The 19,583-nt window shown below is 56.9% G+C and carries 29 protein-coding genes and 1 other RNA gene; 4 read left to right on the top strand and 26 right to left on the bottom strand.

Annotated elements, in window-relative coordinates; all coding sequences use genetic code 11:
- Positions 1-56: 56 nt before the first annotated feature.
- The 12 genes from ACTG2W_RS01475 to ACTG2W_RS01420 all read right to left on the bottom strand — a co-directional run bounded on the left by ACTG2W_RS01475 (position 57) and on the right by ACTG2W_RS01420 (position 7,822).
- Positions 57-314, bottom strand: a complete 258-nt coding sequence (locus tag ACTG2W_RS01475) for a DUF6527 family protein (RefSeq protein ID WP_440016535.1) — start codon at positions 312-314, stop codon at positions 57-59.
- Between the two features lie 93 nt (positions 315-407).
- Positions 408-830 (bottom strand): phage virion morphogenesis protein, encoded by a 423-nt coding sequence (locus tag ACTG2W_RS01470; protein WP_439985266.1) that lies wholly within the window; start codon positions 828-830, stop codon positions 408-410.
- Between the two features lie 93 nt (positions 831-923).
- Complete coding sequence (locus ACTG2W_RS01465; protein ID WP_439985267.1) at positions 924-2,213, bottom strand: PBECR2 nuclease fold domain-containing protein; 1,290 nt, start codon at positions 2,211-2,213, stop codon at positions 924-926.
- Positions 2,213-3,787 (bottom strand): DUF935 domain-containing protein, encoded by a 1,575-nt coding sequence (locus ACTG2W_RS01460; RefSeq protein WP_440015990.1) that lies wholly within the window; start codon positions 3,785-3,787, stop codon positions 2,213-2,215. Before ACTG2W_RS01460 ends, ACTG2W_RS01465 begins: the two co-directional genes overlap by 1 nt.
- Positions 3,787-5,331 (bottom strand): terminase large subunit domain-containing protein, encoded by a 1,545-nt coding sequence (locus ACTG2W_RS01455; RefSeq protein WP_440015989.1) that lies wholly within the window; start codon positions 5,329-5,331, stop codon positions 3,787-3,789. Before ACTG2W_RS01455 ends, ACTG2W_RS01460 begins: the two co-directional genes overlap by 1 nt.
- Positions 5,331-5,906, bottom strand: a complete 576-nt coding sequence (locus ACTG2W_RS01450; RefSeq protein WP_069555361.1) for a DUF3486 family protein — start codon at positions 5,904-5,906, stop codon at positions 5,331-5,333. The genes ACTG2W_RS01455 and ACTG2W_RS01450 overlap by 1 nt, the downstream gene beginning before the upstream one ends.
- A 2-nt stretch (positions 5,907-5,908) precedes the next feature.
- On the bottom strand, positions 5,909-6,205 hold the full coding sequence (locus ACTG2W_RS01445; protein WP_058059547.1) for a VpaChn25_0724 family phage protein: 297 nt from the start codon (positions 6,203-6,205) through the stop codon (positions 5,909-5,911).
- Complete coding sequence (locus ACTG2W_RS01440) at positions 6,202-6,504, bottom strand: DUF2730 family protein (RefSeq protein ID WP_081042918.1); 303 nt, start codon at positions 6,502-6,504, stop codon at positions 6,202-6,204. The genes ACTG2W_RS01445 and ACTG2W_RS01440 overlap by 4 nt, the downstream gene beginning before the upstream one ends.
- Positions 6,485-6,712, bottom strand: coding sequence for a TraR/DksA C4-type zinc finger protein (locus tag ACTG2W_RS01435; protein ID WP_076495051.1), 228 nt, complete (start codon positions 6,710-6,712; stop codon positions 6,485-6,487). The genes ACTG2W_RS01440 and ACTG2W_RS01435 overlap by 20 nt, the downstream gene beginning before the upstream one ends.
- A 21-nt stretch (positions 6,713-6,733) precedes the next feature.
- On the bottom strand, positions 6,734-6,955 hold the full coding sequence (locus ACTG2W_RS01430; RefSeq protein WP_005353373.1) for a hypothetical protein: 222 nt from the start codon (positions 6,953-6,955) through the stop codon (positions 6,734-6,736).
- Complete coding sequence (locus ACTG2W_RS01425) at positions 6,948-7,250, bottom strand: hypothetical protein (RefSeq protein ID WP_058059550.1); 303 nt, start codon at positions 7,248-7,250, stop codon at positions 6,948-6,950. The genes ACTG2W_RS01430 and ACTG2W_RS01425 overlap by 8 nt, the downstream gene beginning before the upstream one ends.
- Positions 7,247-7,822: a glycoside hydrolase family 108 protein gene (locus tag ACTG2W_RS01420; RefSeq protein ID WP_227094952.1), complete on the bottom strand. Its 576-nt coding sequence runs from the start codon at positions 7,820-7,822 to the stop codon at positions 7,247-7,249. Before ACTG2W_RS01420 ends, ACTG2W_RS01425 begins: the two co-directional genes overlap by 4 nt.
- A 197-nt stretch (positions 7,823-8,019) precedes the next feature.
- On the opposite strand from ACTG2W_RS01420, the gene ACTG2W_RS01415 reads away from it, so the two are divergent.
- A complete protein-coding gene (locus ACTG2W_RS01415; protein WP_440015988.1) occupies positions 8,020-8,937 on the top strand; it encodes a hypothetical protein in 918 nt (305 codons plus the stop codon).
- Between the two features lie 58 nt (positions 8,938-8,995).
- Here the strand turns inward: ACTG2W_RS01415 and ACTG2W_RS01410 are convergent, their stop codons facing one another.
- Positions 8,996-9,424, bottom strand: a complete 429-nt coding sequence (locus tag ACTG2W_RS01410) for a Mor transcription activator family protein (RefSeq protein WP_440015987.1) — start codon at positions 9,422-9,424, stop codon at positions 8,996-8,998.
- Positions 9,425-9,646: 222 nt separating this feature from the next.
- Here ACTG2W_RS01410 and ACTG2W_RS01405 point away from each other — a divergent pair, with 222 nt between their 5' ends.
- Positions 9,647-10,180 (top strand): hypothetical protein, encoded by a 534-nt coding sequence (locus ACTG2W_RS01405; protein WP_005353386.1) that lies wholly within the window; start codon positions 9,647-9,649, stop codon positions 10,178-10,180.
- Entirely contained in the window at positions 10,180-11,544 is a 1,365-nt protein-coding gene (locus tag ACTG2W_RS01400; protein WP_319890199.1) for a hypothetical protein, read from the top strand. Before ACTG2W_RS01405 ends, ACTG2W_RS01400 begins: the two co-directional genes overlap by 1 nt.
- Before the next feature lie 51 nt (positions 11,545-11,595).
- On the opposite strand, the gene ACTG2W_RS01395 is transcribed toward ACTG2W_RS01400, so the two are convergent.
- The 13 genes from ACTG2W_RS01395 to ACTG2W_RS01335 all read right to left on the bottom strand — a co-directional run bounded on the left by ACTG2W_RS01395 (position 11,596) and on the right by ACTG2W_RS01335 (position 18,177).
- Entirely contained in the window at positions 11,596-12,045 is a 450-nt protein-coding gene (locus ACTG2W_RS01395; protein ID WP_440015986.1) for a gp16 family protein, read from the bottom strand.
- Positions 12,045-12,311: a hypothetical protein gene (locus tag ACTG2W_RS01390; RefSeq protein WP_440015985.1), complete on the bottom strand. Its 267-nt coding sequence runs from the start codon at positions 12,309-12,311 to the stop codon at positions 12,045-12,047. The genes ACTG2W_RS01395 and ACTG2W_RS01390 overlap by 1 nt, the downstream gene beginning before the upstream one ends.
- Positions 12,298-12,555 carry a hypothetical protein gene (locus ACTG2W_RS01385; protein WP_148610690.1) on the bottom strand — a complete coding sequence of 86 codons (258 nt, stop codon included), beginning with the start codon at positions 12,553-12,555 and terminating at the stop codon, positions 12,298-12,300. Before ACTG2W_RS01385 ends, ACTG2W_RS01390 begins: the two co-directional genes overlap by 14 nt.
- A 45-nt stretch (positions 12,556-12,600) precedes the next feature.
- An RNA gene (locus ACTG2W_RS01380) (hammerhead ribozyme type II) lies at positions 12,601-12,670 on the bottom strand.
- A 7-nt stretch (positions 12,671-12,677) separates the two neighbouring features.
- A complete protein-coding gene (locus tag ACTG2W_RS01375; RefSeq protein ID WP_005345945.1) occupies positions 12,678-12,872 on the bottom strand; it encodes a hypothetical protein in 195 nt (64 codons plus the stop codon).
- A gap of 12 nt (positions 12,873-12,884) precedes the next feature.
- The gene (locus ACTG2W_RS01370; RefSeq protein WP_118853894.1) at positions 12,885-13,505 is read right to left on the bottom strand and encodes a DUF3164 family protein; all 621 of its coding nucleotides are present in this window, start codon (positions 13,503-13,505) and stop codon (positions 12,885-12,887) included.
- Between the two features lie 10 nt (positions 13,506-13,515).
- The gene (locus ACTG2W_RS01365; RefSeq protein ID WP_005353400.1) at positions 13,516-13,695 is read right to left on the bottom strand and encodes a hypothetical protein; all 180 of its coding nucleotides are present in this window, start codon (positions 13,693-13,695) and stop codon (positions 13,516-13,518) included.
- A 19-nt stretch (positions 13,696-13,714) separates the two neighbouring features.
- A complete protein-coding gene (locus tag ACTG2W_RS01360) occupies positions 13,715-13,963 on the bottom strand; it encodes a hypothetical protein (protein WP_005353401.1) in 249 nt (82 codons plus the stop codon).
- 56 nt (positions 13,964-14,019) lie between these two features.
- Positions 14,020-14,571, bottom strand: coding sequence for a transcriptional regulator (locus tag ACTG2W_RS01355; RefSeq protein WP_005345956.1), 552 nt, complete (start codon positions 14,569-14,571; stop codon positions 14,020-14,022).
- Positions 14,555-15,133 (bottom strand): hypothetical protein, encoded by a 579-nt coding sequence (locus tag ACTG2W_RS01350; protein ID WP_440015984.1) that lies wholly within the window; start codon positions 15,131-15,133, stop codon positions 14,555-14,557. The genes ACTG2W_RS01355 and ACTG2W_RS01350 overlap by 17 nt, the downstream gene beginning before the upstream one ends.
- A gap of 69 nt (positions 15,134-15,202) precedes the next feature.
- Positions 15,203-15,925: an AAA family ATPase gene (locus tag ACTG2W_RS01345; protein WP_029300291.1), complete on the bottom strand. Its 723-nt coding sequence runs from the start codon at positions 15,923-15,925 to the stop codon at positions 15,203-15,205.
- A gap of 33 nt (positions 15,926-15,958) precedes the next feature.
- Positions 15,959-16,279, bottom strand: a complete 321-nt coding sequence (locus ACTG2W_RS01340; protein ID WP_440015983.1) for a hypothetical protein — start codon at positions 16,277-16,279, stop codon at positions 15,959-15,961.
- Complete coding sequence (locus tag ACTG2W_RS01335) at positions 16,207-18,177, bottom strand: DNA-binding protein (RefSeq protein ID WP_440015982.1); 1,971 nt, start codon at positions 18,175-18,177, stop codon at positions 16,207-16,209. The genes ACTG2W_RS01340 and ACTG2W_RS01335 overlap by 73 nt, the downstream gene beginning before the upstream one ends.
- A gap of 408 nt (positions 18,178-18,585) precedes the next feature.
- Here ACTG2W_RS01335 and ACTG2W_RS01330 point away from each other — a divergent pair, with 408 nt between their 5' ends.
- Positions 18,586-19,332 (top strand): LexA family transcriptional regulator, encoded by a 747-nt coding sequence (locus ACTG2W_RS01330; protein WP_081318870.1) that lies wholly within the window; start codon positions 18,586-18,588, stop codon positions 19,330-19,332.
- Positions 19,333-19,583: the final 251 nt, after the last annotated feature.

Genomic DNA, 19,583 nt, shown 5'->3' with positions numbered 1-19,583 from the left:
GCACAAGGCCCCAAAACGCGCTCAGGAGCATTCAGGACGTTTCGTTATCTTCCCGCTCAACCTCCTATTTCCCTATGGGCTGTTATGGGTAGCAATGCCACAGTCTGACCCGCAAGATCATGGGAGCAGTCAGAGAGAAATTGCGCTTCCCCATCGGTTACCCACGTATGGCATCGGTGGAGGTGTGTTTCTGATAAGATGCTCGGGCGTAGCGTCGGCTTGTCCGTATCTCCATTCCATGACCAGCACCCTGTGCCATCGCGTGTCCCACGCAGAATAACGGGCAGATAGCGCTGAGGTAGCGGCCCCGGCATATTCAACTCTACATGCGTAGCTTCGCTTACGGGGCATTCAAAATACCCTTGCCCATACACCAGCTTTACTGGTTTGGCTTTCATTGCCATTTGTTATTCCTCAAAGTAGGCCCCCACCAAGTCGAGCACCTGTTGCAAGTCGGTGGGTGAAGCCCCTAACCAAACACGCTCCGGCACACCTAAGCCTAACTGGTGATATTCACCGTACCCCATCGGCGTGCCGAAATAGAGTGCCAGCGGATCTACCTGATAGTTGAGCATATCCCTTAGGTAGTCATGCTCTCGCAGTATCAAGTCGTGCCCTTTACGCTCGATGGTCTCCTCGGAGAGGGGCTGCCAAGGAGTACCGTCAGGGGCCTGCTCTACCTGCCAGCGCTTTTGGTGGCTGATCAAAAACATTTCCCCGATATCTGCCAGCACCGGGCTCAGGTCACCAGTCTTCTCATAATACAGCTGTAGTTGTTCGAGCACCGGCTCATAGCCCGATGGGGTAATGGTGAGAAATGCCCCTGCCATGTTGCCTCCTTTATCATGTTACCGTCATACTTAACTCGATCCGAGACGGGTGCGGGCCGCCGCTATACCTGAGCAGGAGAGCCCGCCCGGCGGTCAGGGAGTGAGGGCCTCACCTTCTGTGTGAAGCAGTTGCCCAATCCGTTGGCGGTTTACATACTTCAAGTCGGACGTGCCAATCAGCGTCCACGCAGTCAACACTCCCCTTACAGCATTAAACGCCACCAAGATCGCCTGGTCTTTTCTCACCTGGTAAACCGTGACAAACCGAGTGCGTAGCACTATCTTGCCGGTTCCTTGATGCTGCTCGAAGCTCTGCCAGATCTCTTGCGGGTTGGTCAGCGCATCCATCAGCAAAGGCAGATACGCGGTTCGCTCAGCCTCGATGTGCGCCCCCAGCACCGATGCATCGACCAGCACAGTGCCAACTGGTGTGGAGATCAGTACCTCATCTGCCCCTAGTGCAGACTGCACCGCCTTGATGACATCCGCTTGGTCAACCGGTTGTTGCAGTGGTTGAGGCAGCTCCCTTGAGGTCAAACGCTCCGGGCGCTTTGTGCTCTGCCAGTTTCCCTTGCTCAGGCTCTGCCAAGCACTCCCCTTTTCCCCTTGCCACTGAGCAAACTCTTCTTGGGCTAATCGACGGCCAAACTTGGCCTCACCGACCGAGTAGTCAAAGCCGGGGTCTATCCCCTTCGGCACCTGCAGTACCTCGCCGGTCTTCTTGTTCACGTACTCATAGGTACCATCATCTGGCGCCTCGCCTATCTCGATCCCCTTGAGCCGGGCCCGTATCTTGGAGTATCCCTCAACCCGGCACTTGCAGCCCCAGCCGTTCTGGGGGAAGTGCGCCCGCCACCAAGGGTCATCCTTTGACAAAGTCAGTCCGTTCCAAGATAGGTGTAACTGACGGGGGTTGCGGCTGTCGCCGTGGTGATATACCCAGATAGGGAACTGCTGTAACTGCTGCCAGCGGCCCGCGTTGTAGGCTTGCCGAACGTTGGTGTCATAGATCACCTTCGTCCGCCAGGCCATCCCGGCCTCGCTCCCCTCGCCCCTGAAACCTGTCCAACCCCGCTTGGTAACAATGTCTTTGAACTCATCACGAAACTCCGCAAGGCTCATGCCCTCGGAAATAGCCTTGTCCACGCTCTGGCGCAAGTCACAGAGCAGATCGTCTTTCATGGCTCCCGCCACGGTGAAGGCAGTGGCATGCTGCCCTTGCCAGAGCGAATCCCACGCATCACCCTTGACATTGACCTTGTCGCGGAAGTAGTCGATCGCCTGCTGGAAATACTGGCTACCAGAGCGGGCATCCATCGGCCCCTCCGGGCCGCCCATAAACGGGCCAAGGCTCTGGCGACTGCGTTTGGTGCTTTCTGCCATTATGCCTCCTCAGACGAACCCACATCCGCCATTCCAGCCAGCTCAGCAGCAACCAGCGCACGCTGCATCAACATAGCCAGCTCCTCAGTCGGCAACTTGCGATAGCGCTCAAGCAACCGATCTCGAAACTCATCGAGCGAGTTAACTTCGCCCAGCAGATGCTCGACCTCTTGCGTCCATCCCTCTATCGCATCCTCCCCGGCTGCGCTTAACCGACCTGTCAGCAGGTCTGCCCGATCCTGCATCTGACGCTCTGCAGCTAGCGCGGCCAGTCCCTTTGCCTTGAGCGCGGCGTCTCCCTGCCCGGCCTGTTTGTCCACGATGATCAGTACCTCTTCCCCCTCTTTGGGGGCCGGGATCTGCAACTTATCCCGCACCCACTGCGCCGGGATCTGCATTCCCATCCCCACCAGGGCCCGCAGCGGATACGCCAAATCGCGCATATCCTCCGGCTCGGTCACATCAAACTCCAACCGGGGGCAACGGCGCGGCCCCTGGTAGCTCTTGCCGTTCAGGGCATAGAGCGGATAGACCAGATCGCGGGTCAGGGTAGCGGCCAGCTGGCGGAGATCTGCATCCCGTACCTCCTGACGCACCTCGTTATGAACATTACCCAGAGCATTGGTCGAGCTCTTGCCATCGGCCTGTGAGGTCAAGGTGCCCCCCAGAATGGCCTTGCTCATGGAGCGCTCGCACCACTCCATCATCACCACGAAGGGATCAGCCTGACCACTGGCGGCGTTCTGGAACTCAATCTCCATCCCGCGCGGGATAATGCCCCCGGCGTTATGACCGATGGAGAGCACCGCCTGCAGCAGAGTGGCCTTCTCTTTCTCGGTCGCCCCTTCCGGGTATTTGCCCAGCCGCACCGGCAGGCCGTAGATCTCCAGAAACTCGGCGAGATCCCGCACACTGTAGTTTTTGAACAGGAACGGCCAGACCAGGGTGCGGATAAGCCCGGTGCGGGCCAGATACCCCGATTTGGACTTGGCCTTGTGCAGCAGCCAGCCAAAGGGGTTGAGGGCAACCCCTTCCTGGCTGCCGTCTCGCAAGCGCAGCTGATTGCGATCATCCGGGTGGGTCTGGAACCAAGCAGGGTCGCGCCAGACGATGCCCTTGGGAAGCTGTAATCCCTCGACCATCTCCCAGCCGCAGAACTCCTGGGCACTGAACCCCTTGAGGATCCCGTCGGTGGCATCAAAGATGGCATCATCCAACCAGGTGAAGTCCTCAATCAGCTCGCGGATCATCTCGCTGTCGCGCTTCTCCGCCGAGGTGGCGTTGCGAGGCGGCTCGATTGTCCAGCTCACCCCCAGCAGAGCGCGGCGACGTTTGCCGAGTTCACTCTGCAGGTGGGCGTCTTTCTCCTCCATGTCTTCGGCCAGCTCGCACTGGGCGATCAAGTTGCCCTGTTCTGCCTCCTTCAATGCGGCTGCCGCCCTGCTCGGCGTGAGCCCCACCGTGGGGTGTTCACTGTAGTAACGGCGCAACTGGGCAAGCGCCGCCGAGTTCTCGGTCTGCGACTCCTTTTCAAGCCGCAGGGGAATGCCGTTGATATCGATGATCCTGCCCATTACCAGGCCCCTCTCTCGAACGAATGATGGTTATCGCCCCTTGCTTCATCGCGCTTGTTGGGCAGCGGGGTGAACTCGATGGCGCCCCCCTCCATCCAGCTGGCCCGCACCGCCATGGCCAAGGCCACCGCAAAGTCACCGTGGCGCTGTTGGCCCCCTTGGCCGGTGTTCTTGCCCTTGTCGATCTTGGGGATGCCGTTGATGACCTGGATTTTCCCCAAGTCATCCTGCACGTCTGCATGGCGCGGGATGGTCAGGTTGCCATCCTCAAACTCTGCCTTGAGCTTGGGCATCCACTCCCGATACCAGGGGTCATTGAGCATCACGCACTCGATCATGCTGGCGCCCCAGCGCAGTCTGGCAGCCTCTGCCAGATAGCCGCCGTTACCAGTGGCATCGAAAGCGGCTGCCGTGAAACGGTGTAACCCCTGCAGCAGGTAGAACAGGATCTGGCGCTGACTCTCATAGGGGGCATTGACCAGCTCCACCACAAAGGGCACCTGTTTGCGCAAGTTGGTGGCGATGGAGAGCGGCACGAACACCGACAAGTCCCCCTTGCGGGCGAAGTCCTCTCCAAACGCATGGCGGCAACTGCGGTCGAGTGCTTCCAGACAGGGCTTGAGGTTCTCCTCGCACCAGATATCCACCACTGCCTTGCGACTCTCCTCGCTCTGCAGTTCGAAGTCTTTGGGGGCGGTAAAGCGCAGGATGGGGATATCCGGTTGCATCGCACGCTCAATCAGGGTGCGCTTGATATAGACGCCGCTGCTCTGCTTGGGTACGCAGAAATACTCCTCAAGGGCGTCCTCTTCGGTGGCTGTGGCCTTGAGCAGCCCCGCCTTCCAGGCGTCTTCGGCTTCCTGTGTCCAAAGGCCACCCTTGACCTGGCAGATCCGACGATAGAGCCCCTGGCGGCAGGCATCGTCCAGGCTGATGGTATGGATGGAATACTCTTTGCGGCCCGCTCGGCTGTCGTTGATGAGCTGGTTAAACAGGTTATCGACGCCGTTATGGGTACTGATCAACCGCACCTTGGCGCCCCACATGGTCAGCGCCATGGCGGCCTTCAACACCTCGGCCAGTCGGTCGTGGAAAGCAGCCTCGTCGATGGTCACATTGCCCTGCATCCCCCGCAGGTTGGAGGGGTTGCTGGAGAGCGCCTGCACCTTGAAGCCCGAGGCGAAATAGACCACGAAGGTGAGGATCGCCTTGTCCTCGTCGTCGGTGAATACCTCCTCCTGGATCTCACCGGCCGCCTTGTTGTACGCCTTGGCCCACATGGCCACCGCATCGATAAACTCGCGGGCCATCTCCTTGTTGCTGCCCACATAGAAGTGGTGGCAACCGCCAGCCGTCTTGGTCTTGGATGCCGTCAGAGCCGCGTCAGCCGCCTCCGCCCAGGTGATACCGGTACGGCGGCTCTTCTCAGCAATCTTGAGCGGGCTCTCGTCGGCAATCCAGATCCGCTGGTACGGCAGCAACACCTCGTCGGGGTTGTATTCGGTACCCAGGGCCTGGGCCAACTGCTGGGCGATCGTGCTCATCAGGCAATCCCCAATATTTCACGGCGAATGGCGGCGGCGGCCTCACCACTCAAGCCCGCCTGAGTCACGATGGCTTCGGTCTTGGCGGCGATCTCTTCGGCAAATGCCTGGCGGATCTCTTTCTCCCGCTTATGGCTCTGCATGGCGGTCGATTCGAGCCGCTGGGCCGCCAGCATGGCGTTCTTCAGCATGTCGATATCCACCGCCTCCTCCGGGTTCTGCACCTGAGCCAGCATCGCCTTGAACAACTGGGAACGGCCCAGCTCCAGAATGAGCTTGGTGGTCTCCCCCATCGGCTTGTCGCCAAGCTGGGAGGTCAAGGCGGCCGTGGTTTCGCGCAAATCCCGCAGGTGCTGGCCGACCTGTTCAACCTGGCTGGCATGACGGCTTAACCCGGAGCGGGAGAGCTTGAGATCATCGGGCAACCCCGCCTCCTCGATCAGGCCGTTGATTTCATCCAGGATGGCGGCCTGACTGTTGCCTTTGTCCCGCAGCATCTCGTTGAGCGCGTTGCGGATAGACTCAGGCAGCAGCCACACCTTGCTGGCGCGGCCTCGGGTCGGTTTCTCGGCCATGCTTAATCCTCCGCTCGGGGCTTCTTGACGCCGGGCACCGTTGCCCGGCCCTCTGCCGCGTCCTGGCCACGACCGGTCAAGTGAGCCACCTGCACCGTGGCCAGTCGCTCGATGCGCACCAGCCCCTGCTCTTCCAGCCAGGCCAGCAGGGTCTTCACCCGATCCCTCGTCACCCGGCCGGTACCCAGCTGGTCGAGGCAGTCATTGAGGATTGACTCGTTGGCGGCACCACCGATATCCAGCAGGGAGCGCAGGATCACCAGCCGCTGCTGGGCGTCCAATATCGCTTGAATACTCATGCCTTCTCCTTGAGTTCATTTTCCAACAGCAGATCGGCAAGGCGACGGGCTTGGCGCAGCTCCGGCTTCACCTCCCGCAACTCCCCCCGCAACTCGCTGATCTCCAACTGCAGCTTGTGCAGCTCACGCTCGCTCGGCAGGTCAGCCAGTACCTGCTCCACCCGCTGGACTCTCTGCACCAGGGCAGTGAGGTCTTCGCGCTTGGCGTAGGTTTTGGAGAGCAAGATGATGACCACCAGACCCACCAGGCTGGCCAACGCATAGAGCGGGCCCCAGTTCTTAACGATGAATTCCCACACGGGTCGCCTCCTTGCGCTCATACAGGGTCTGGCACTCGATACAGCGCTCGGCACCAGGCTCGGCTGCAAGGCGGGAGGGCGGGATGGCTTCGTCACAATCGCAGCAGATACCATCGCCGTGTGGCCTTGCCCTGTTCTGGTGGGCTTCGATAATGCGCCCAGTCCGATCGGCATCGGCCTGCTGGGCGCGGTCTATGAGGTTTGTCACATGACCTCTCTCGTATGGCTACTAACGGACGGTATGAGTCGCCTTGATGCGGCCCCAGATGGCGAGCAGGCCACCCACCGCACTGGCCAGATCCACCAGGGTGGATGCCAAGCTGGCTTGGGTACCCGCATCGACCGGCACACCGAACAGGCCCGCAATACCGGCCCCCACGGCAATCACACCACCGATCACGGTGCGGCTTTTGAAGGCAGACTTCGCTTGAGGTAACAGGGAATCAGGCATGATGGACTTCCTTTTGTTGAGGTTGGGAATGACGGGCACGGGCCCGCAGGCGATCCAGTTCGGTCACCGAACGCCACCCTTTCTCGAACAGGGATTGACGGGTCTGGTGGTGGCTATAGAGCGGGATCGCCTTCGGGTCAGCGATCTGATTGGCCAAAGCGGCCTTGAGATGGGCTTTGCGCCCATCCTTGAAGCAAGCGAGATAGCGGGGGTTCTTGAGCTCAGGAATGCCAAAGTAGCCCGCAGCCTGGATTGCGGCCGCCGCCTTCTGTTGCTTGATGGTCAGCACGCTCATGCCACCACCTCGCCAACCACGTCGGAAAGGAGGTAGCTCTGCAGACGCAGCAGCCGGTTGATCCAGCCATCGGCATTGGCCCACTGGCTCGGGTCTTTGCGCACAATGCCGTGCATGAAGCTGGCCCGCTGCATCATCAGCGCCAGCAACAACTGGCCCTCTCCCTTAGCGCCCAGTTGCTGCTTGAGCCTGCCAATCGATACCGGGCCAAGGCGACCATCTGCCATCACCCCCAAGACCTGCTGCAGCTGTTGGATGGCGCGTTTTGGCCCGTGATGCACCGCTGCATCAAACACGGCGATAGAGAGTGCAGGGCTTAAGCTCGCAATCAGGTCACAGCGGGCGGGCATCCAGTAGTTCTGGCGGTAAAAGGGCTCGGTATGGGCAGGAGTCAGATCACCGATAGCGATATCGGGCACCCCATCCCGATCGAGGTCGGCCATGCCGTCCTTCTTGCCATCGGCGGCATCGGCGATGCCGTACTTGGTATGGCCACCCCGGTCTGCCGGGTGGTTGACTTCGCCCCCTTCCACATCGGGACGAAGCAGCCATTTAAGTGCGAGTGATAACATAAAGGCCCCTCGGTGAACTGCGTTATCAGCAGCGTACCGAGGGGCCTCTATGGCATGGGTTTATGGTGGGTTAGTGGGGATCTTGTATATATCCGGTCGCATCTGTTGTTTTATCGAAGGGGGTAAGTGTGATAGCGTCTTTCATATGTCAATATGACTGGGCAAAGTAAAAATACAGTCTTTATCGGAGAACTCTCGTGGATTGGAACGTATTCTTTAGTACTATCAGCCAGACCTCTGGTGCAATAGTAGGTATTTTTTCAGCATTCCTAATTACAAAAATAATTTCCAATCAGTCTGATTTTTCAAAATTGAAAAATCAGGCAACCCACAACATAATAGATTCAGAATCTGTTGAAGCCGAGGCTAAAAGCCGATACTTTGACTGGTATAACAGAAGAGCAAGGGAGAAAGCCATAAATAAAATGGGTGAAGATTTCTGGGAAAATGAAAAATTCTTACCATTAGAGAAATATATCTCAATGTATGATTTTTCTCCCTTTGACAGTTATGAAGAAAAAATTAACGCCGTGACCAATAAAATAACTGAGCTTTCTGAAAGGCTAGAGATAAAACGAAAGCGAGAGGAAGAACAGCGTGTCAATCCTTTTGCTTACTCTCTTGGTATAAGCCAATTGTTTAACGATAACATATCTACATACATTATATCACCAGAATTACGTGCACAAGAGAGCGAAGAACGAGAGCTGATTGACCAACTAGCCATAAAAGTGGAGCGCCAAGCGAAAAAGAACGTTGCGCTATGTGAAGAATTGAAAAGTGGCGTAGACTCAGTGAATCTAGTAACTAGCTCCATCGTAACCGTATTGATTCTTTTTTTTGTGGGTGTCATCTATCCTTTAAGTTTTCTTCCTTGGCAACAAGGAAAGGATATAAGCCTTTCCCTGTCAGCTTTTTGGGACATACTTTTTTCCCTGCAAGGTTTCATGCTTTTTTTGATATCTGTAATATTTTCCGCACTGATGATGGTTTTTTTAGTTATAAATATGAAGCTAAAACATAGTGTTGACGTAATTGACAAGATCACACACTACAGTGACATATCAAATTACTCACCATACTTGGCTAACTATAAGAAAAACAAGGCTGGCTAAATTAACCAACATATAAACCCCGCCACAGCGGGGTTTATCTTTGATATTAGTCGTCTCCTTATTCATGACCAAACAGGTCAGACTGATGCCGCAGCCGGGTCAGTTGCCGCTGTTCAGCCACCACTGCATATGTCTGCGGCACCGACAGGCCATGCTTGCGCGCCAGCTGGTCGATATTGCGGCCATTGAACTCATCCCAGATAGCCCTATCCCGCAGTGCGGCTTTGAGATGATCCCCGGTAGGGATGTAGTAGGCACGGCCACCCATACAGTGGGCCTGCACCAGCGCCAACTTGCGGGCCTGAGCCTTGGCCTGCTCGGGCCCCATACCTCCTCTTGCCAACTCGCAGGCCAGCACATCCACCAGCTCGCTCAGGGCTTTGGGCCATTTGGCCGTCAGTTCGGAGGCCGGGATCTGGTCGAGGCGATCGACAAGTTGCCCCAGTGAGGCGTGATCATCGGCAAAGAGATCCTGATTTTGTTCCATGACTCCCCCGGCAAAACAGAAAAAGCGGTGCGCCGATTAGAACACAGGCCATTTTATGCGCACATTAGTTGCACTGCAGCCAGCCACCATGGAATCAACTGCCATGTGTGAGTCCCTTACCGTGACCGAATTAACAATGTCATCAATTTGCCATTGAACAGGTATGAATTGGGTATACATTACTTCTCTGCGTGTTTTTTTGTAGCCATATGGAGATATGTGATGAGTAAGGAAGCTATCTATAAAAATCTGGAATCTTTGGCACCGGTCGTAAAGGTACTCGGGGAAGTGGACAAAGCCTTAAACGATAAGGAACGAATTGATTCTGACAGTGATGATATCAAGGAAGTGCTGGCTGCCGCTGGCGGTGTCGGTGCCGGTGCGGGTATTGGGTTTGCAGGTCTTTATTTCGGCGGCGTAACTGGTCTCTCCGCTGCTGGCATTACCTCTGGTCTGGCTGCAGCAGGTGGCCTCGTGGGTGGCGGTATGGCTGCAGGTGTAGCTGTTCTGGCGGCACCTGCCGTGCTGCTGGGTGTTGGCGCTTACGCTTTCGTATCACAACGTAACAAACGCAAGTTGAAAGAAAAGAAAGAGATGTTGCTGCAAGAAGCGATGAAAAAGCAGAACGCCATCATTTCAGAACTGCGCAAATCCTCAGACGACAACAAAGCAAGGGCAGACTATCTGACCAAACTCAACACACTCCTGCAATCAATCATCATTGACCTTGAGGGTGACTTGAAGGTGGCTGCCTGATGAGCAATGACAAGGGTGATTATCTCACCGATGGATTGAGGGTTGCAGTTCATCACAAGCAAATGCTTGATCAACTAGGCTCCGAACATGATGAACAGCGTCATAGCCTTGATGCTGCGATCAACTCCAGTGAAGCCTTGCTCCGACGCTTGGGTAAGGCATTACCGGTAAAGGACTCCAGCACGTCAAACTCTTTGCACGTAATTACCCCTGTCAGGACAAAATCATGGGAAGAAATCCTTGCAGAGGCTAAACAAGCAATACCTGGTGAGGTCGATTTTAATGATGTACTGACGCCAGCGGAAATTGATGCTGTATTGGCAAAACATCAGAAACTCGGTGAGCACCTGGGTTGGCTCGGCAGCCTTGATCGATACGATGTTGCACTGGCTGTTTCTGCGGGCATCCTCTCCGGGCTTATCGATATCTTTCTTGTCCAGGTGCCCGCACATCCGGGGTTTTTGGGTAGCCCTGCTTCGGAAGGGGGATGGCTATCCAACAAGGTCAAGGAGCTTTTTGGCGAAGTTCTGCCACCAGAAAAGATCAAAGAGCTTGAGGGGTTGTACAAAGTCTCTTTCGATCCCTCAACTAGCAAAGGTCTGGAAGAAGCGGTTGCTGGATTGGGCCCTCGCACCCATCGTTACCAATCATTGGGACATGACCCCATCCTAGGTTTCATTTTTGGGGTCAAAGATGTGTTGTGCGGTGAATTTACTGCCATTGATAAGTTTGGCAACGTGATTGTCCAACAAACTGCTGCGCCATTACTGGAGGGGGAGCATTTTATTATTAGGCTCCTGGAGGCCATCAGAAAAGTTGGCGGTCATCTGGCATCAGATGTAGCAACATCAGCAGGCCTGCCCGCCCCCCTGATGCCCCTTCTCTCTTTCTTTCAATTCGGAACGATAGGAAAGCAAGGCTACACCATCGCAGAAGTTGCAAGACAGATGTATCGCAGTGGATATGACCTGCGTCATTTCATTGCGGCATCAGTGCCATTGGCGATCAGTGAATTGATTGTTCGGCTTGGCTTTATGGTGAGAAAGCTCAATGCAGGAGCGACACTGGCCGAGGCATTTCCCAATTCAGCTCATCCGCAACTTCGTCGCCAGCTGCTGATTGCACATGGGGTGGCCGGTGTGATCAATGCAGGCAAAGTGACAGTGACCAGCAACCCCTTATCTATTAGCTGGCCACTCGTTTTAACGCTGCTGCGCTATGGTATGCCAGAAATGATGTATTTGATTTATGGCCAAGAAAAAGAGAGAGCAAAGCTGGTTGAGACCGAGATAATGGCTGACTACAGAGCCATTCATCAGGAGCTGGATACACAGCTTAAGATGCTCCCTCACATCGTGATATAGGCTTGGTAAAATGCAGCCCCGCATCGCGGGGCTTTCTTAAAGGTAAATATATTATCTTGCAGACCACTTCTTCAGCGCCTCAAGCACTTTGACGGCCAGAGGCGCATCCAGCCAGCCCACCTCGGCCACCCCTACCCCACCGTTTAAACGGGCAGTCATCCGTTGCACCCAATGGTTTAATGCGGTTTCCGAGCCATCCCTGACGATGCCAAGGCGGGCCATCTCGCACCAGATGGCCCTGATCTTGGCAATTTCATTGACCCGTAGATGGCCACCGGGCGCCGGACTCAGCCGTCTGTTGGCTGCATGGCGAGCAGGTTTGGGAATAAAGCCCGCCGCCTTGAAGGCAGTCAGCACCTGTTCCAGCTCCTGTTCGCTCAATAAGGCGGCGCTACGCTTGCCGGTGTGGCTGGCCAACAGGTCGCGGTAACACTCGTCATCGAGCGCCAACGCACGGCGCCCTACCTGTACCAACCGGATCAGTCTGCTGCGCTTGTCCATCAGCTATCCCCTCCCCGTTCTGCCTTGCTGTCATGGTGCTGCCCGGCCACTCTCAGCTGTTGGTAGTGCTCATTGAGGCACCCCCGACACCAGCTGGAGAGCCGGGTGGCATCACTCGCCAAACCGAAAAACTCGGTATCCCATGGCCAGAACTCGCCACAACGGGGGCACCGCTGCTCCAGCCCCAGTTCGGTGATGCAGGCCCGACCGCTTTGCAGGCGACGGGCCAGAATATGGGGAGCCAACAGGGGGCTATAGATGGCCATGGCGATCCCCGGCTTCGTGTACCCCGCCACAATCTCTGGCCGATTTCGCCTGCTGTAATTCGGCCACCAGCTGCCAGCGCATCTGGCAGGCTTCTCCGGCCAGCGCATGAAAACCACGGGCGCGCGCCTCTTTATCAAACTGTTTGAGCTGTTTGCACACAGCCCGTTTGTCAGCCGCTACCAGTGCAATGGCTGCGCTGCTGAATATCTTGGTAAGCCGAATATCCATCTCTGTTTTGGTCATCGCCGTGCTCCTTGTATCAAGACGGTGAAGACCTGGGCCCAGATCGTTTGGTTGCTCATCAGTACCCGGCCACCACACCGGGTAGACAGGGAGGCAGCGCCGCCCTGTTTCGCAGCGGGCCATTACTCGAACTGCAGTGGCGTCACCCCTTGATACTCCTCGGCATTGAGGGGGGCAGGCCCCAGCCCCAGCGCCCAGAGCAAGGCGGCCTTGATGCCATCCTCATAGGTGTCGTCGGGGTAGCAGGTGCCCTCGGTTTCGGTGATCTGCTCACAGAGCAGCAGCTGCTCTTCCGCTTTTTCCACGTTGATTTCCATCACGCCTCCTCCCTATACCTTGGCCAGATCCAGGCTCATCTGGATGTAACGCCCGTGAGCGTCACGCTCGTAGAGCCGCAGATATTGGCTGGTGCCGGTCACCTGGATGGCATCGACAGCGGCTTGCATGGCCAACAGCCAATCCGGGTCATCGATATTGAGCTGGCGCAGGGAGAGCACCTGATTCACGTCGATATGACCGCTCTTGGATACCCGAAAGGCATGGTCTACCAGAGCGCGGATCTCGCTGCTGGCGCCATCGCTCCAACGTTCGATGCACTGGTCAATTAGCGCTTTGGCGGCCTGAATCCGTTCATCAAATTTGCGGTGCTCCCCCACTGCCCGAATGAGCTTGTAACGGCCATCAAAACTGAGCAGGGTCACGTTGCCCTTGGTACCGCCCCATGCCACGCCGTACTGCTCGGCGGAGAGATCCACAAAGTCGGCGATCTGTTGCATGGCGCCAATCTTGAAGGCAGCCAGCTGTGCGCGCTGCTCGCGGGCAGCAGCGATAATGGCCAGCACCACTTCATCGCGCAGCTTGTCTGCCGGGGCGATCAGGCTTTCCGGTACCCAGTGCCCCTGAGCGTTCTGGCGCATCGGGGTGGTACTGCTGGTTTGTGCTTCTTGCATGGGCTTCTCCTTAATGGATCTTGTTGCTGCCAGGCACCGGAGGGCACATCACGGCGCTGTACTGCTCTGTTGTCGCGCTCGCCAGCTCCTCTTGGTGGGTCGCGCTGCAGAATTCGAGAAACTTGGGTAACTGGCGCAGTACCACCCGCGCCAGCGCCTCGTCTTCTATCTCAAGCTGGATCTTGCTCATCTCATCCCCCTTGCCGGTTTCAGGATTCTTGACGCCAGTGGAGCAGGCAGCCGCCAAAGCGCACCAGGGCGACTTCACGCACCACGCCCGCCAGACATTCACGGCTTAACACGGCGCGCGCCTGCATCTCTTTGGGTAGTGGCCCGGTAACCGCCAGCAGCGGGGTATGGCAAACCCGACTGGTGCGAACGTCATATCCCTTGGCCGTCAGCCAGTGGCTGAGTTGCTCGGCGGTCTTTTGCAAATTGCTGTGCAGATGCTTTTTCATCCCGTTCTCCTTGTGATCTCGTCACCGGGCCCACCGCGAAAGAGCCCTTCCAACCCTTATTTGCCTTCTTGCTTGTCGAGCAGCCGGTTGTATTTGATGGCCATGATTTTCAGCTCTTCGGCCAGCAGTTCACTTAGAATGCGCAGGCTGCTGCTGGCATTGTCGCCATCGCTTTTAGCCTGACGGCGCAATCTGGAGAGGGTTGCCTCGGCGTCATAGCGAGCCATTTTCTGCGACCCTTTGCCCTGCTCTACCGATAACCGCATCGGGCGGCGCAGTTGCTGCGCCTCGGTCAGCTGGCTATGGGGGCAACCGCTGCGGCATGCCTTCCAGAGCTTGATATCCATCGGACTGCTGCCCACTTCGCTGGGGCCTCGGCGTTGGTGCGCGAGACACTGATGCGCCGGGATATCACCCAGGATGGGGCACCTCACTTTGTTGCCCATCAGTGCCCCTTCCACCAGGGTCTGTACCCTTGCCATATCGCCGGGATACTTTTCGTTGCAGACCTGGCTGATGGTGGTGCGAGAGAGCCCGAGCTTCTCGGCCACCTGGGCCAGCGAGCTGGCCGCCACTTCGGCCTGCAACACCTCAAGCCACGTTTCCATGTGTCTCCTCCTCCCGTTGGAACGGGTATAACTGCTGCTGGTTTTGATCCCAGCAACCATGGTCACGACACAGCGGGGCATAACGGCCTGTATCCCTGACCAGCTGATAGCGTCCTGTCAGGCCGTGTCTGGCGGGAACAGGCAGCAAACTGTCAACTTTGAACAGCACTTTGACGTAACCGGCTTTCACCAACCTATCGGTGTAAAACCAGGCTTGTTTCTGACCCGTCTCTGCCGTCAACATCAGGTCTGTCAGGGTGAAGAAGCGGCTGATCTTCATGGTGTTCCACATTTTCTGTTGATTGGTTTTGCGCTTGTTCCGGCATTTTGGCCGCTTCTGGCAACTGCTTTTGCCAATCGGTGGCACGTATTGGGCGCTAACCACTTTGAAATAGGCCGGGCGGGATACCACGCCGTCCGGGTGTTTAATGAGGTGGCCAGCGGCCAACCAGTCACGCACGACCTTGTAGATATGTGCCTCCGACATTCCCGTCACGGCGATCACGTCCTTGATCAGAAACGTCTCTTGCTGGCACATCCATTCCCAGGCTTGCAACGTCATTAGCGTTGCTTTTGTATCAACCACTGGAATCCCTCCCGTGCTTTGTTTTTATTGGCTGTAGCCTGACGGCTAGCGGCTGCGACGCACGTCATGGAGCAACTCGCTGGCGTCAACGTCCTCCAGCCGGATAATCCGGGCATCAGAGGCCATCGCCATTTTTTCAATCTTGTCGAGGGCCGAGACGATGGTGCGCACCACGCCGTTGGAACGCTTGCGGATCAGATCCAGCAGTGCATCGTCGATCTCCACGTCCACCTCCAGCATTTCACTGGCAATCAGGGACACGTCATCGAGATCGGCCGGTTTGAATTCGATCCACTGGGAGATGCGGTTAAACAGCTGCTTGCGCTGGCTGATGCGTCGGGCAATCTCTTCCATCCCGACCAGGATCAGGGGTTGTTCGGTGGCATCGTAGATATCGCGCAAGGTCTCCATGATGCGGGCATTGCCGACCACGTAATCGGCCTCGTCCACGAAGATGGCCAGCTCTTCGGCGCGCACGGATTCGATGATGCTATCGACCTGAGCACGCAGGTTGTGGCGCTGGGGAATGCCGATCTCTTTGGCAATCTGCTCCAGCAGGCTGGTCACCGTGTCGGCCTTGTAGCAGCGGACATAGATGCCGTTCACTTCGTCCTGGTTGAACAGCCATTCTACGGCGGTGGTCTTGCCAAAGCCGGAGGGGCCATGGATCAGGCCAATGCCTGGCACGATGCTGGAGCGGTTGAGCAAGTTGTCGAGCAGCTGCTCGGTCTTGATCATGTTTTTGACTTCAACGATCTTGTGTTTCATAGTGGGTTTGTCCTTTTTTTGGGCCTTTTCGGGCTACTCGCTAACTTTTGCCTGGGTGCGGCGGATAGCCCGAACTTCATCCAGATGGCGGTTAATGCGTTTTGCCATCAACTTGTGGCTGTAGAGGTATCGGGTCAGCCACTCCTTCTCCCGCTCTGTCAGCGGGGTATCCAGCTCCCGCTCTGCTAGATAGATGGCTTGCTCGTACTCGGTCTTGAGTGCTCTCGATTCCTGCCCTGCGGTGGCTTGCGCCCGCTGCGCTTTCGCTTCTCGTCTGGCTTCTATGGCGGCCAGTTCTGCCGCATTGAAACGGGCGGGTTCAGCGGGGGTTGAAACCCCGCTGAGCGCGGCCAATGCCGGGTTATCGAGGGTGAGATCGCGCCGACTGAACGCTTCAATACCCTTGGCCTGATCGACGAAGTGGCGCACCACATCCTGATGGAGCTGGTCGATGCCAAAGGTTTTGGCAAGGTTGCGCATCTCGCGGCGAAAACTGGCCAGCGCCTTGGCATCGGCTTTTTGGCCGCCCGGAAGGCATCGGGGCTGATGCCATTGCCCAGCAGGTCGATGTTGATGGCCTCGATCCGCTCGTTCCAATCGCCGGTGCGGTACAAGATGGCGCGGCCCACATCGCACGGATCGAGAAAGACGCTGACCCGCTGGCTCTTCCAGTTGTGCTCCAACAGTTCGGGGGCGCTGTATTTGAGGCCACCAGCCTTGATAAAGCCTTTGGAGACGGTCGCCTCACCGATATGGTTGAGCAGCAGATCCAGCGCAGCTTCATCGGGAATGGCGCGGCGCTGGTAACGAGCCAGCTGGTACTTTTCATTGGGACTGACCCCGAGGGCACTGTGCTTGCGGTTGTGGTAACGGGCATCGAGCCAGTTATCGAGCAGGGTTTGCAGTTCGGCGGCCGTCATGGCCAGCTCGTAAATCTCTTTTTGCGCATCCGGTTTGCGCTTCTCCTCCAGCCGCTGGGCAAAGCTCTTGCGCGCCTCGATCACCTGACGGTCTGCCACGCAGTGGCCGATATAGGAGGGCAACAGCTCGATCAGGCCGTGGCTCAGGGTGCGGAAAAACCGCTCAATATGGGGTTTCTCCCAGCCCGAGTAGGCGTTGGAGCGGCTGACGTTCATACCAAGCAGGGTGCAGATGGACATGACCCGCTGGCTCACATAGTCAGAGCCGTTATCGGTGCGCATCACGCCGTTATCGTTGAGGGTGCCCCAGGCCAGCAGGGTCTTGCGCAACAGCAGGCAGATCCCTTCGCTCGATGAGCTCTTGGCCACCAGCAGACGAACGCGACGGGTATACACGTCGATCACCGCGATGATGCTGTGACGACCATCCACCAACATGGCATCGACCGGGGTGCTATCGAACTCCCATACGTCGTTGGGCTGGGCCATCCAGGGGTACATCTCCTCGATCGCGCTGCGGTATTTGTTGTTGTAGGCATCCGGGTTGGTGGTGTAGGTAAAGGCCACCTTGTTCTCTGCCAACCATTTCACCATCCAGCGACGCAAGGAGGATTGGCTGGGGATCTGCCATCCCAGCCGGTTCATTTCGCTGTATTGGCTGGCCAGTTCGTGCAGCGCCCCCCACTTGTTGGCCAGATGGGGCTTGGTGGTGACCAGTGCGGTGAGAAACTGGGCCAGATCCGGGCTCTGTTCGACGGTTGATGGCCGCTCCCGCTGATAGTTACCAGCCAGAGCTGCGGGGCCTTCATCCGCCAGCGCACTTTGCCAGCGGCGCAAGGTGATCAGACTGAATGGCTTTTGCCTTTCATAAACGCTGACAGGCAGAGCGAGAGTGCGGGCGCGGTATGCCTCGATAAAGGCGCGGCGACCCACCTCCCCTTGTTGGCAGGCGTGATAGGGGGCCAGGAAGATATCGGCGGCCTGCAGGATCAGCAGTCTGGCATCGACCTTCTGGCGAGCCCCCTCCCCCAAAGTCAGCAATTTGCGGCCAGCCTCCGGTTTGACTGGCACCTCGCGCGCCAGCAACTTGGCCATGGCCTTGCCACCCGCTGCATGATCGGTCACTGCATGGCCCTGTGCGGCCACAGCCTGTTCTGCCAGGTAACGGCGGGTTTCAATCGGCAGTGACCCAATGTGGTATTCGGCCCCTTTGCCTTTCTCGCGCTTGCGGCTTTGCCACTCTTCACGCTCGGCCTTTTTGCGCACACCATCGGGGTAAGCGGGCATGCCGACCAATCCGGCCAGCGCCTGGGCGGTGTACCAGGTGCTCATTGGTCACCTCCCAGCAGGTCGATCCCCAGCGACTCGGACAGCAGGGCCATGATGGCGCGGCTTTCCCGACGCTTGGGGCTAATCCCTCTGGCCGGAGCATAGTGTTTGATGCAACGCTGTACGGCTCGGGGGTGCAACCCTTTAGCGCGGGCCCAAGCAGCTTGGGAATATCCGCATTTTATGAGCTCAGCCCTGATCCACTCTGGTGTTTTCCCTGACATACTCACCCCGTTTCGGTATCATCAAGTGTCGCAGTGCGTATCTTCATCATTCATAAAAGAATGATTTTATGTCGCAGAGCGTCACATATGAATGATTAATCACCCCAAAAAGATTGACAAGTCTTTTTGTGCGGAATTTTTTGTCTACCGACTCACCAGCATTAGCCACTAGCCGAGAATTCCTTGTATGTCAGAGCGTTATGAAGAAAAACCACAAGCAGCACAAAAAGACGGTGAGGTATCTTTTCTGACGGCGGGAATGGATACTTTGAGTGACCGTCTGGATGAGCTGCGCGGGAGCTTGAGCTACAAGGCATTTGCCGAACTGGTGGGGATGAGTGAGTCGGGGATGCGCAAATACTTCCCACCGTTTAATTCGCTGCCCACCATCGACAAGGCGCTGCGCATCGCGCGGACGTTCAATGTGAATCTGGAGTGGCTGGCCACCGGTCAGGGCCCGAAACACCCCGATGGAGCGGCCGAGCAGATGGTGCAACGTGAGGAGTTTGATGAGGAGTACGCGCTGATCGATGGCTACCATGTCACCGTCAGTACTGGCCATGGTGCGTTTAACGATGATCATGAGGTTAAACGCAAGCTGGCCTTCCGCCGCAAGTGGCTCACGTTTCGCAAGTTAAACCCGGATAACCTGGTGGTGGTCTTCGCCAAAGGCGACAGCATGGAGCCCACCATCCACTCTGGTGACTCTATCCTGGTCGATATCAGCAAGAATCAGATCGAAGATGGATCCATCTTCGTGTTGCGCCTGGGGGAAGAGCTCTACGCCAAGCGCCTGCAGAAAAACTTCGATGGCGGGATCACTATCATCAGCGACAACCGCGATGATTACCCCCTGCAGGTCGTTCCAGCCAACCAGCTGGAAAACCTGGCCGTGATCGGCAAGGTAGTCTGGGCCGGGCACGATTTTTTTTAACTGTAACTATCTGATTTTGTGATACCCCGCTGCTGATATTATCTAGCCAGTGATTATTTAAATGGCTCTAGGCAGCAATCACTACATTTTTCATTTTCAGTGCATCGACTCGCAGCCTGACTCTAAAGTTTTCATTTTGCGGTTAAACGGCTTGGTTTAACCGCATCACGCCACAAGCCCCGCCATTCCTGAGTTTGTCCCGCCATCTCCCACTTGTTTTCACCAGCTCCCGGTTTTTCATTCTTGGTGAT

Source organism: Aeromonas sp. 96A (genome assembly GCF_051919165.1).
Classification (GTDB): Bacteria; Pseudomonadota; Gammaproteobacteria; order Enterobacterales; family Aeromonadaceae; genus Aeromonas; species Aeromonas veronii.
This window is presented reverse-complemented; position numbering and strand designations above follow the sequence as displayed.

What these genes read in the sequence shown, in the direction of transcription:
- ACTG2W_RS01420 (WP_227094952.1), bottom strand. Translation starts at nt 7,822, where the DNA reads ATGTTATCACTCGCACTTAAATGGCTGCTTCGTCCCGATGTGGAAGGG.
- ACTG2W_RS01395 (WP_440015986.1), bottom strand. Translation starts at nt 12,045, where the DNA reads ATGGACAAGCGCAGCAGACTGATCCGGTTGGTACAGGTAGGGCGCCGT.
- ACTG2W_RS01465 (WP_439985267.1), bottom strand. Translation starts at nt 2,213, where the DNA reads ATGGCAGAAAGCACCAAACGCAGTCGCCAGAGCCTTGGCCCGTTTATG.
- ACTG2W_RS01375 (WP_005345945.1), bottom strand. Translation starts at nt 12,872, where the DNA reads ATGGAAATCAACGTGGAAAAAGCGGAAGAGCAGCTGCTGCTCTGTGAG.
- ACTG2W_RS01405 (WP_005353386.1), top strand. Translation starts at nt 9,647, where the DNA reads ATGAGTAAGGAAGCTATCTATAAAAATCTGGAATCTTTGGCACCGGTC.
- ACTG2W_RS01430 (WP_005353373.1), bottom strand. Translation starts at nt 6,955, where the DNA reads ATGCCTGATTCCCTGTTACCTCAAGCGAAGTCTGCCTTCAAAAGCCGC.
- ACTG2W_RS01470 (WP_439985266.1), bottom strand. Translation starts at nt 830, where the DNA reads ATGGCAGGGGCATTTCTCACCATTACCCCATCGGGCTATGAGCCGGTG.
- ACTG2W_RS01335 (WP_440015982.1), bottom strand. Translation starts at nt 18,177, where the DNA reads ATGAGCACCTGGTACACCGCCCAGGCGCTGGCCGGATTGGTCGGCATG.
- ACTG2W_RS01370 (WP_118853894.1), bottom strand. Translation starts at nt 13,505, where the DNA reads ATGCAAGAAGCACAAACCAGCAGTACCACCCCGATGCGCCAGAACGCT.
- ACTG2W_RS01345 (WP_029300291.1), bottom strand. Translation starts at nt 15,925, where the DNA reads ATGAAACACAAGATCGTTGAAGTCAAAAACATGATCAAGACCGAGCAG.
- ACTG2W_RS01355 (WP_005345956.1), bottom strand. Translation starts at nt 14,571, where the DNA reads ATGGAAACGTGGCTTGAGGTGTTGCAGGCCGAAGTGGCGGCCAGCTCG.
- ACTG2W_RS01460 (WP_440015990.1), bottom strand. Translation starts at nt 3,787, where the DNA reads ATGGGCAGGATCATCGATATCAACGGCATTCCCCTGCGGCTTGAAAAG.
- ACTG2W_RS01350 (WP_440015984.1), bottom strand. Translation starts at nt 15,133, where the DNA reads ATGACGTTGCAAGCCTGGGAATGGATGTGCCAGCAAGAGACGTTTCTG.
- ACTG2W_RS01425 (WP_058059550.1), bottom strand. Translation starts at nt 7,250, where the DNA reads ATGAGCGTGCTGACCATCAAGCAACAGAAGGCGGCGGCCGCAATCCAG.
- ACTG2W_RS01450 (WP_069555361.1), bottom strand. Translation starts at nt 5,906, where the DNA reads ATGGCCGAGAAACCGACCCGAGGCCGCGCCAGCAAGGTGTGGCTGCTG.
- ACTG2W_RS01410 (WP_440015987.1), bottom strand. Translation starts at nt 9,424, where the DNA reads ATGGAACAAAATCAGGATCTCTTTGCCGATGATCACGCCTCACTGGGG.
- ACTG2W_RS01360 (WP_005353401.1), bottom strand. Translation starts at nt 13,963, where the DNA reads ATGAAAAAGCATCTGCACAGCAATTTGCAAAAGACCGCCGAGCAACTC.
- ACTG2W_RS01400 (WP_319890199.1), top strand. Translation starts at nt 10,180, where the DNA reads ATGAGCAATGACAAGGGTGATTATCTCACCGATGGATTGAGGGTTGCA.
- ACTG2W_RS01365 (WP_005353400.1), bottom strand. Translation starts at nt 13,695, where the DNA reads ATGAGCAAGATCCAGCTTGAGATAGAAGACGAGGCGCTGGCGCGGGTG.
- ACTG2W_RS01475 (WP_440016535.1), bottom strand. Translation starts at nt 314, where the DNA reads ATGCCGGGGCCGCTACCTCAGCGCTATCTGCCCGTTATTCTGCGTGGG.
- ACTG2W_RS01385 (WP_148610690.1), bottom strand. Translation starts at nt 12,555, where the DNA reads ATGACCAAAACAGAGATGGATATTCGGCTTACCAAGATATTCAGCAGC.
- ACTG2W_RS01445 (WP_058059547.1), bottom strand. Translation starts at nt 6,205, where the DNA reads ATGAGTATTCAAGCGATATTGGACGCCCAGCAGCGGCTGGTGATCCTG.
- ACTG2W_RS01330 (WP_081318870.1), top strand. Translation starts at nt 18,586, where the DNA reads ATGTCAGAGCGTTATGAAGAAAAACCACAAGCAGCACAAAAAGACGGT.
- ACTG2W_RS01455 (WP_440015989.1), bottom strand. Translation starts at nt 5,331, where the DNA reads ATGAGCACGATCGCCCAGCAGTTGGCCCAGGCCCTGGGTACCGAATAC.
- ACTG2W_RS01390 (WP_440015985.1), bottom strand. Translation starts at nt 12,311, where the DNA reads ATGGCCATCTATAGCCCCCTGTTGGCTCCCCATATTCTGGCCCGTCGC.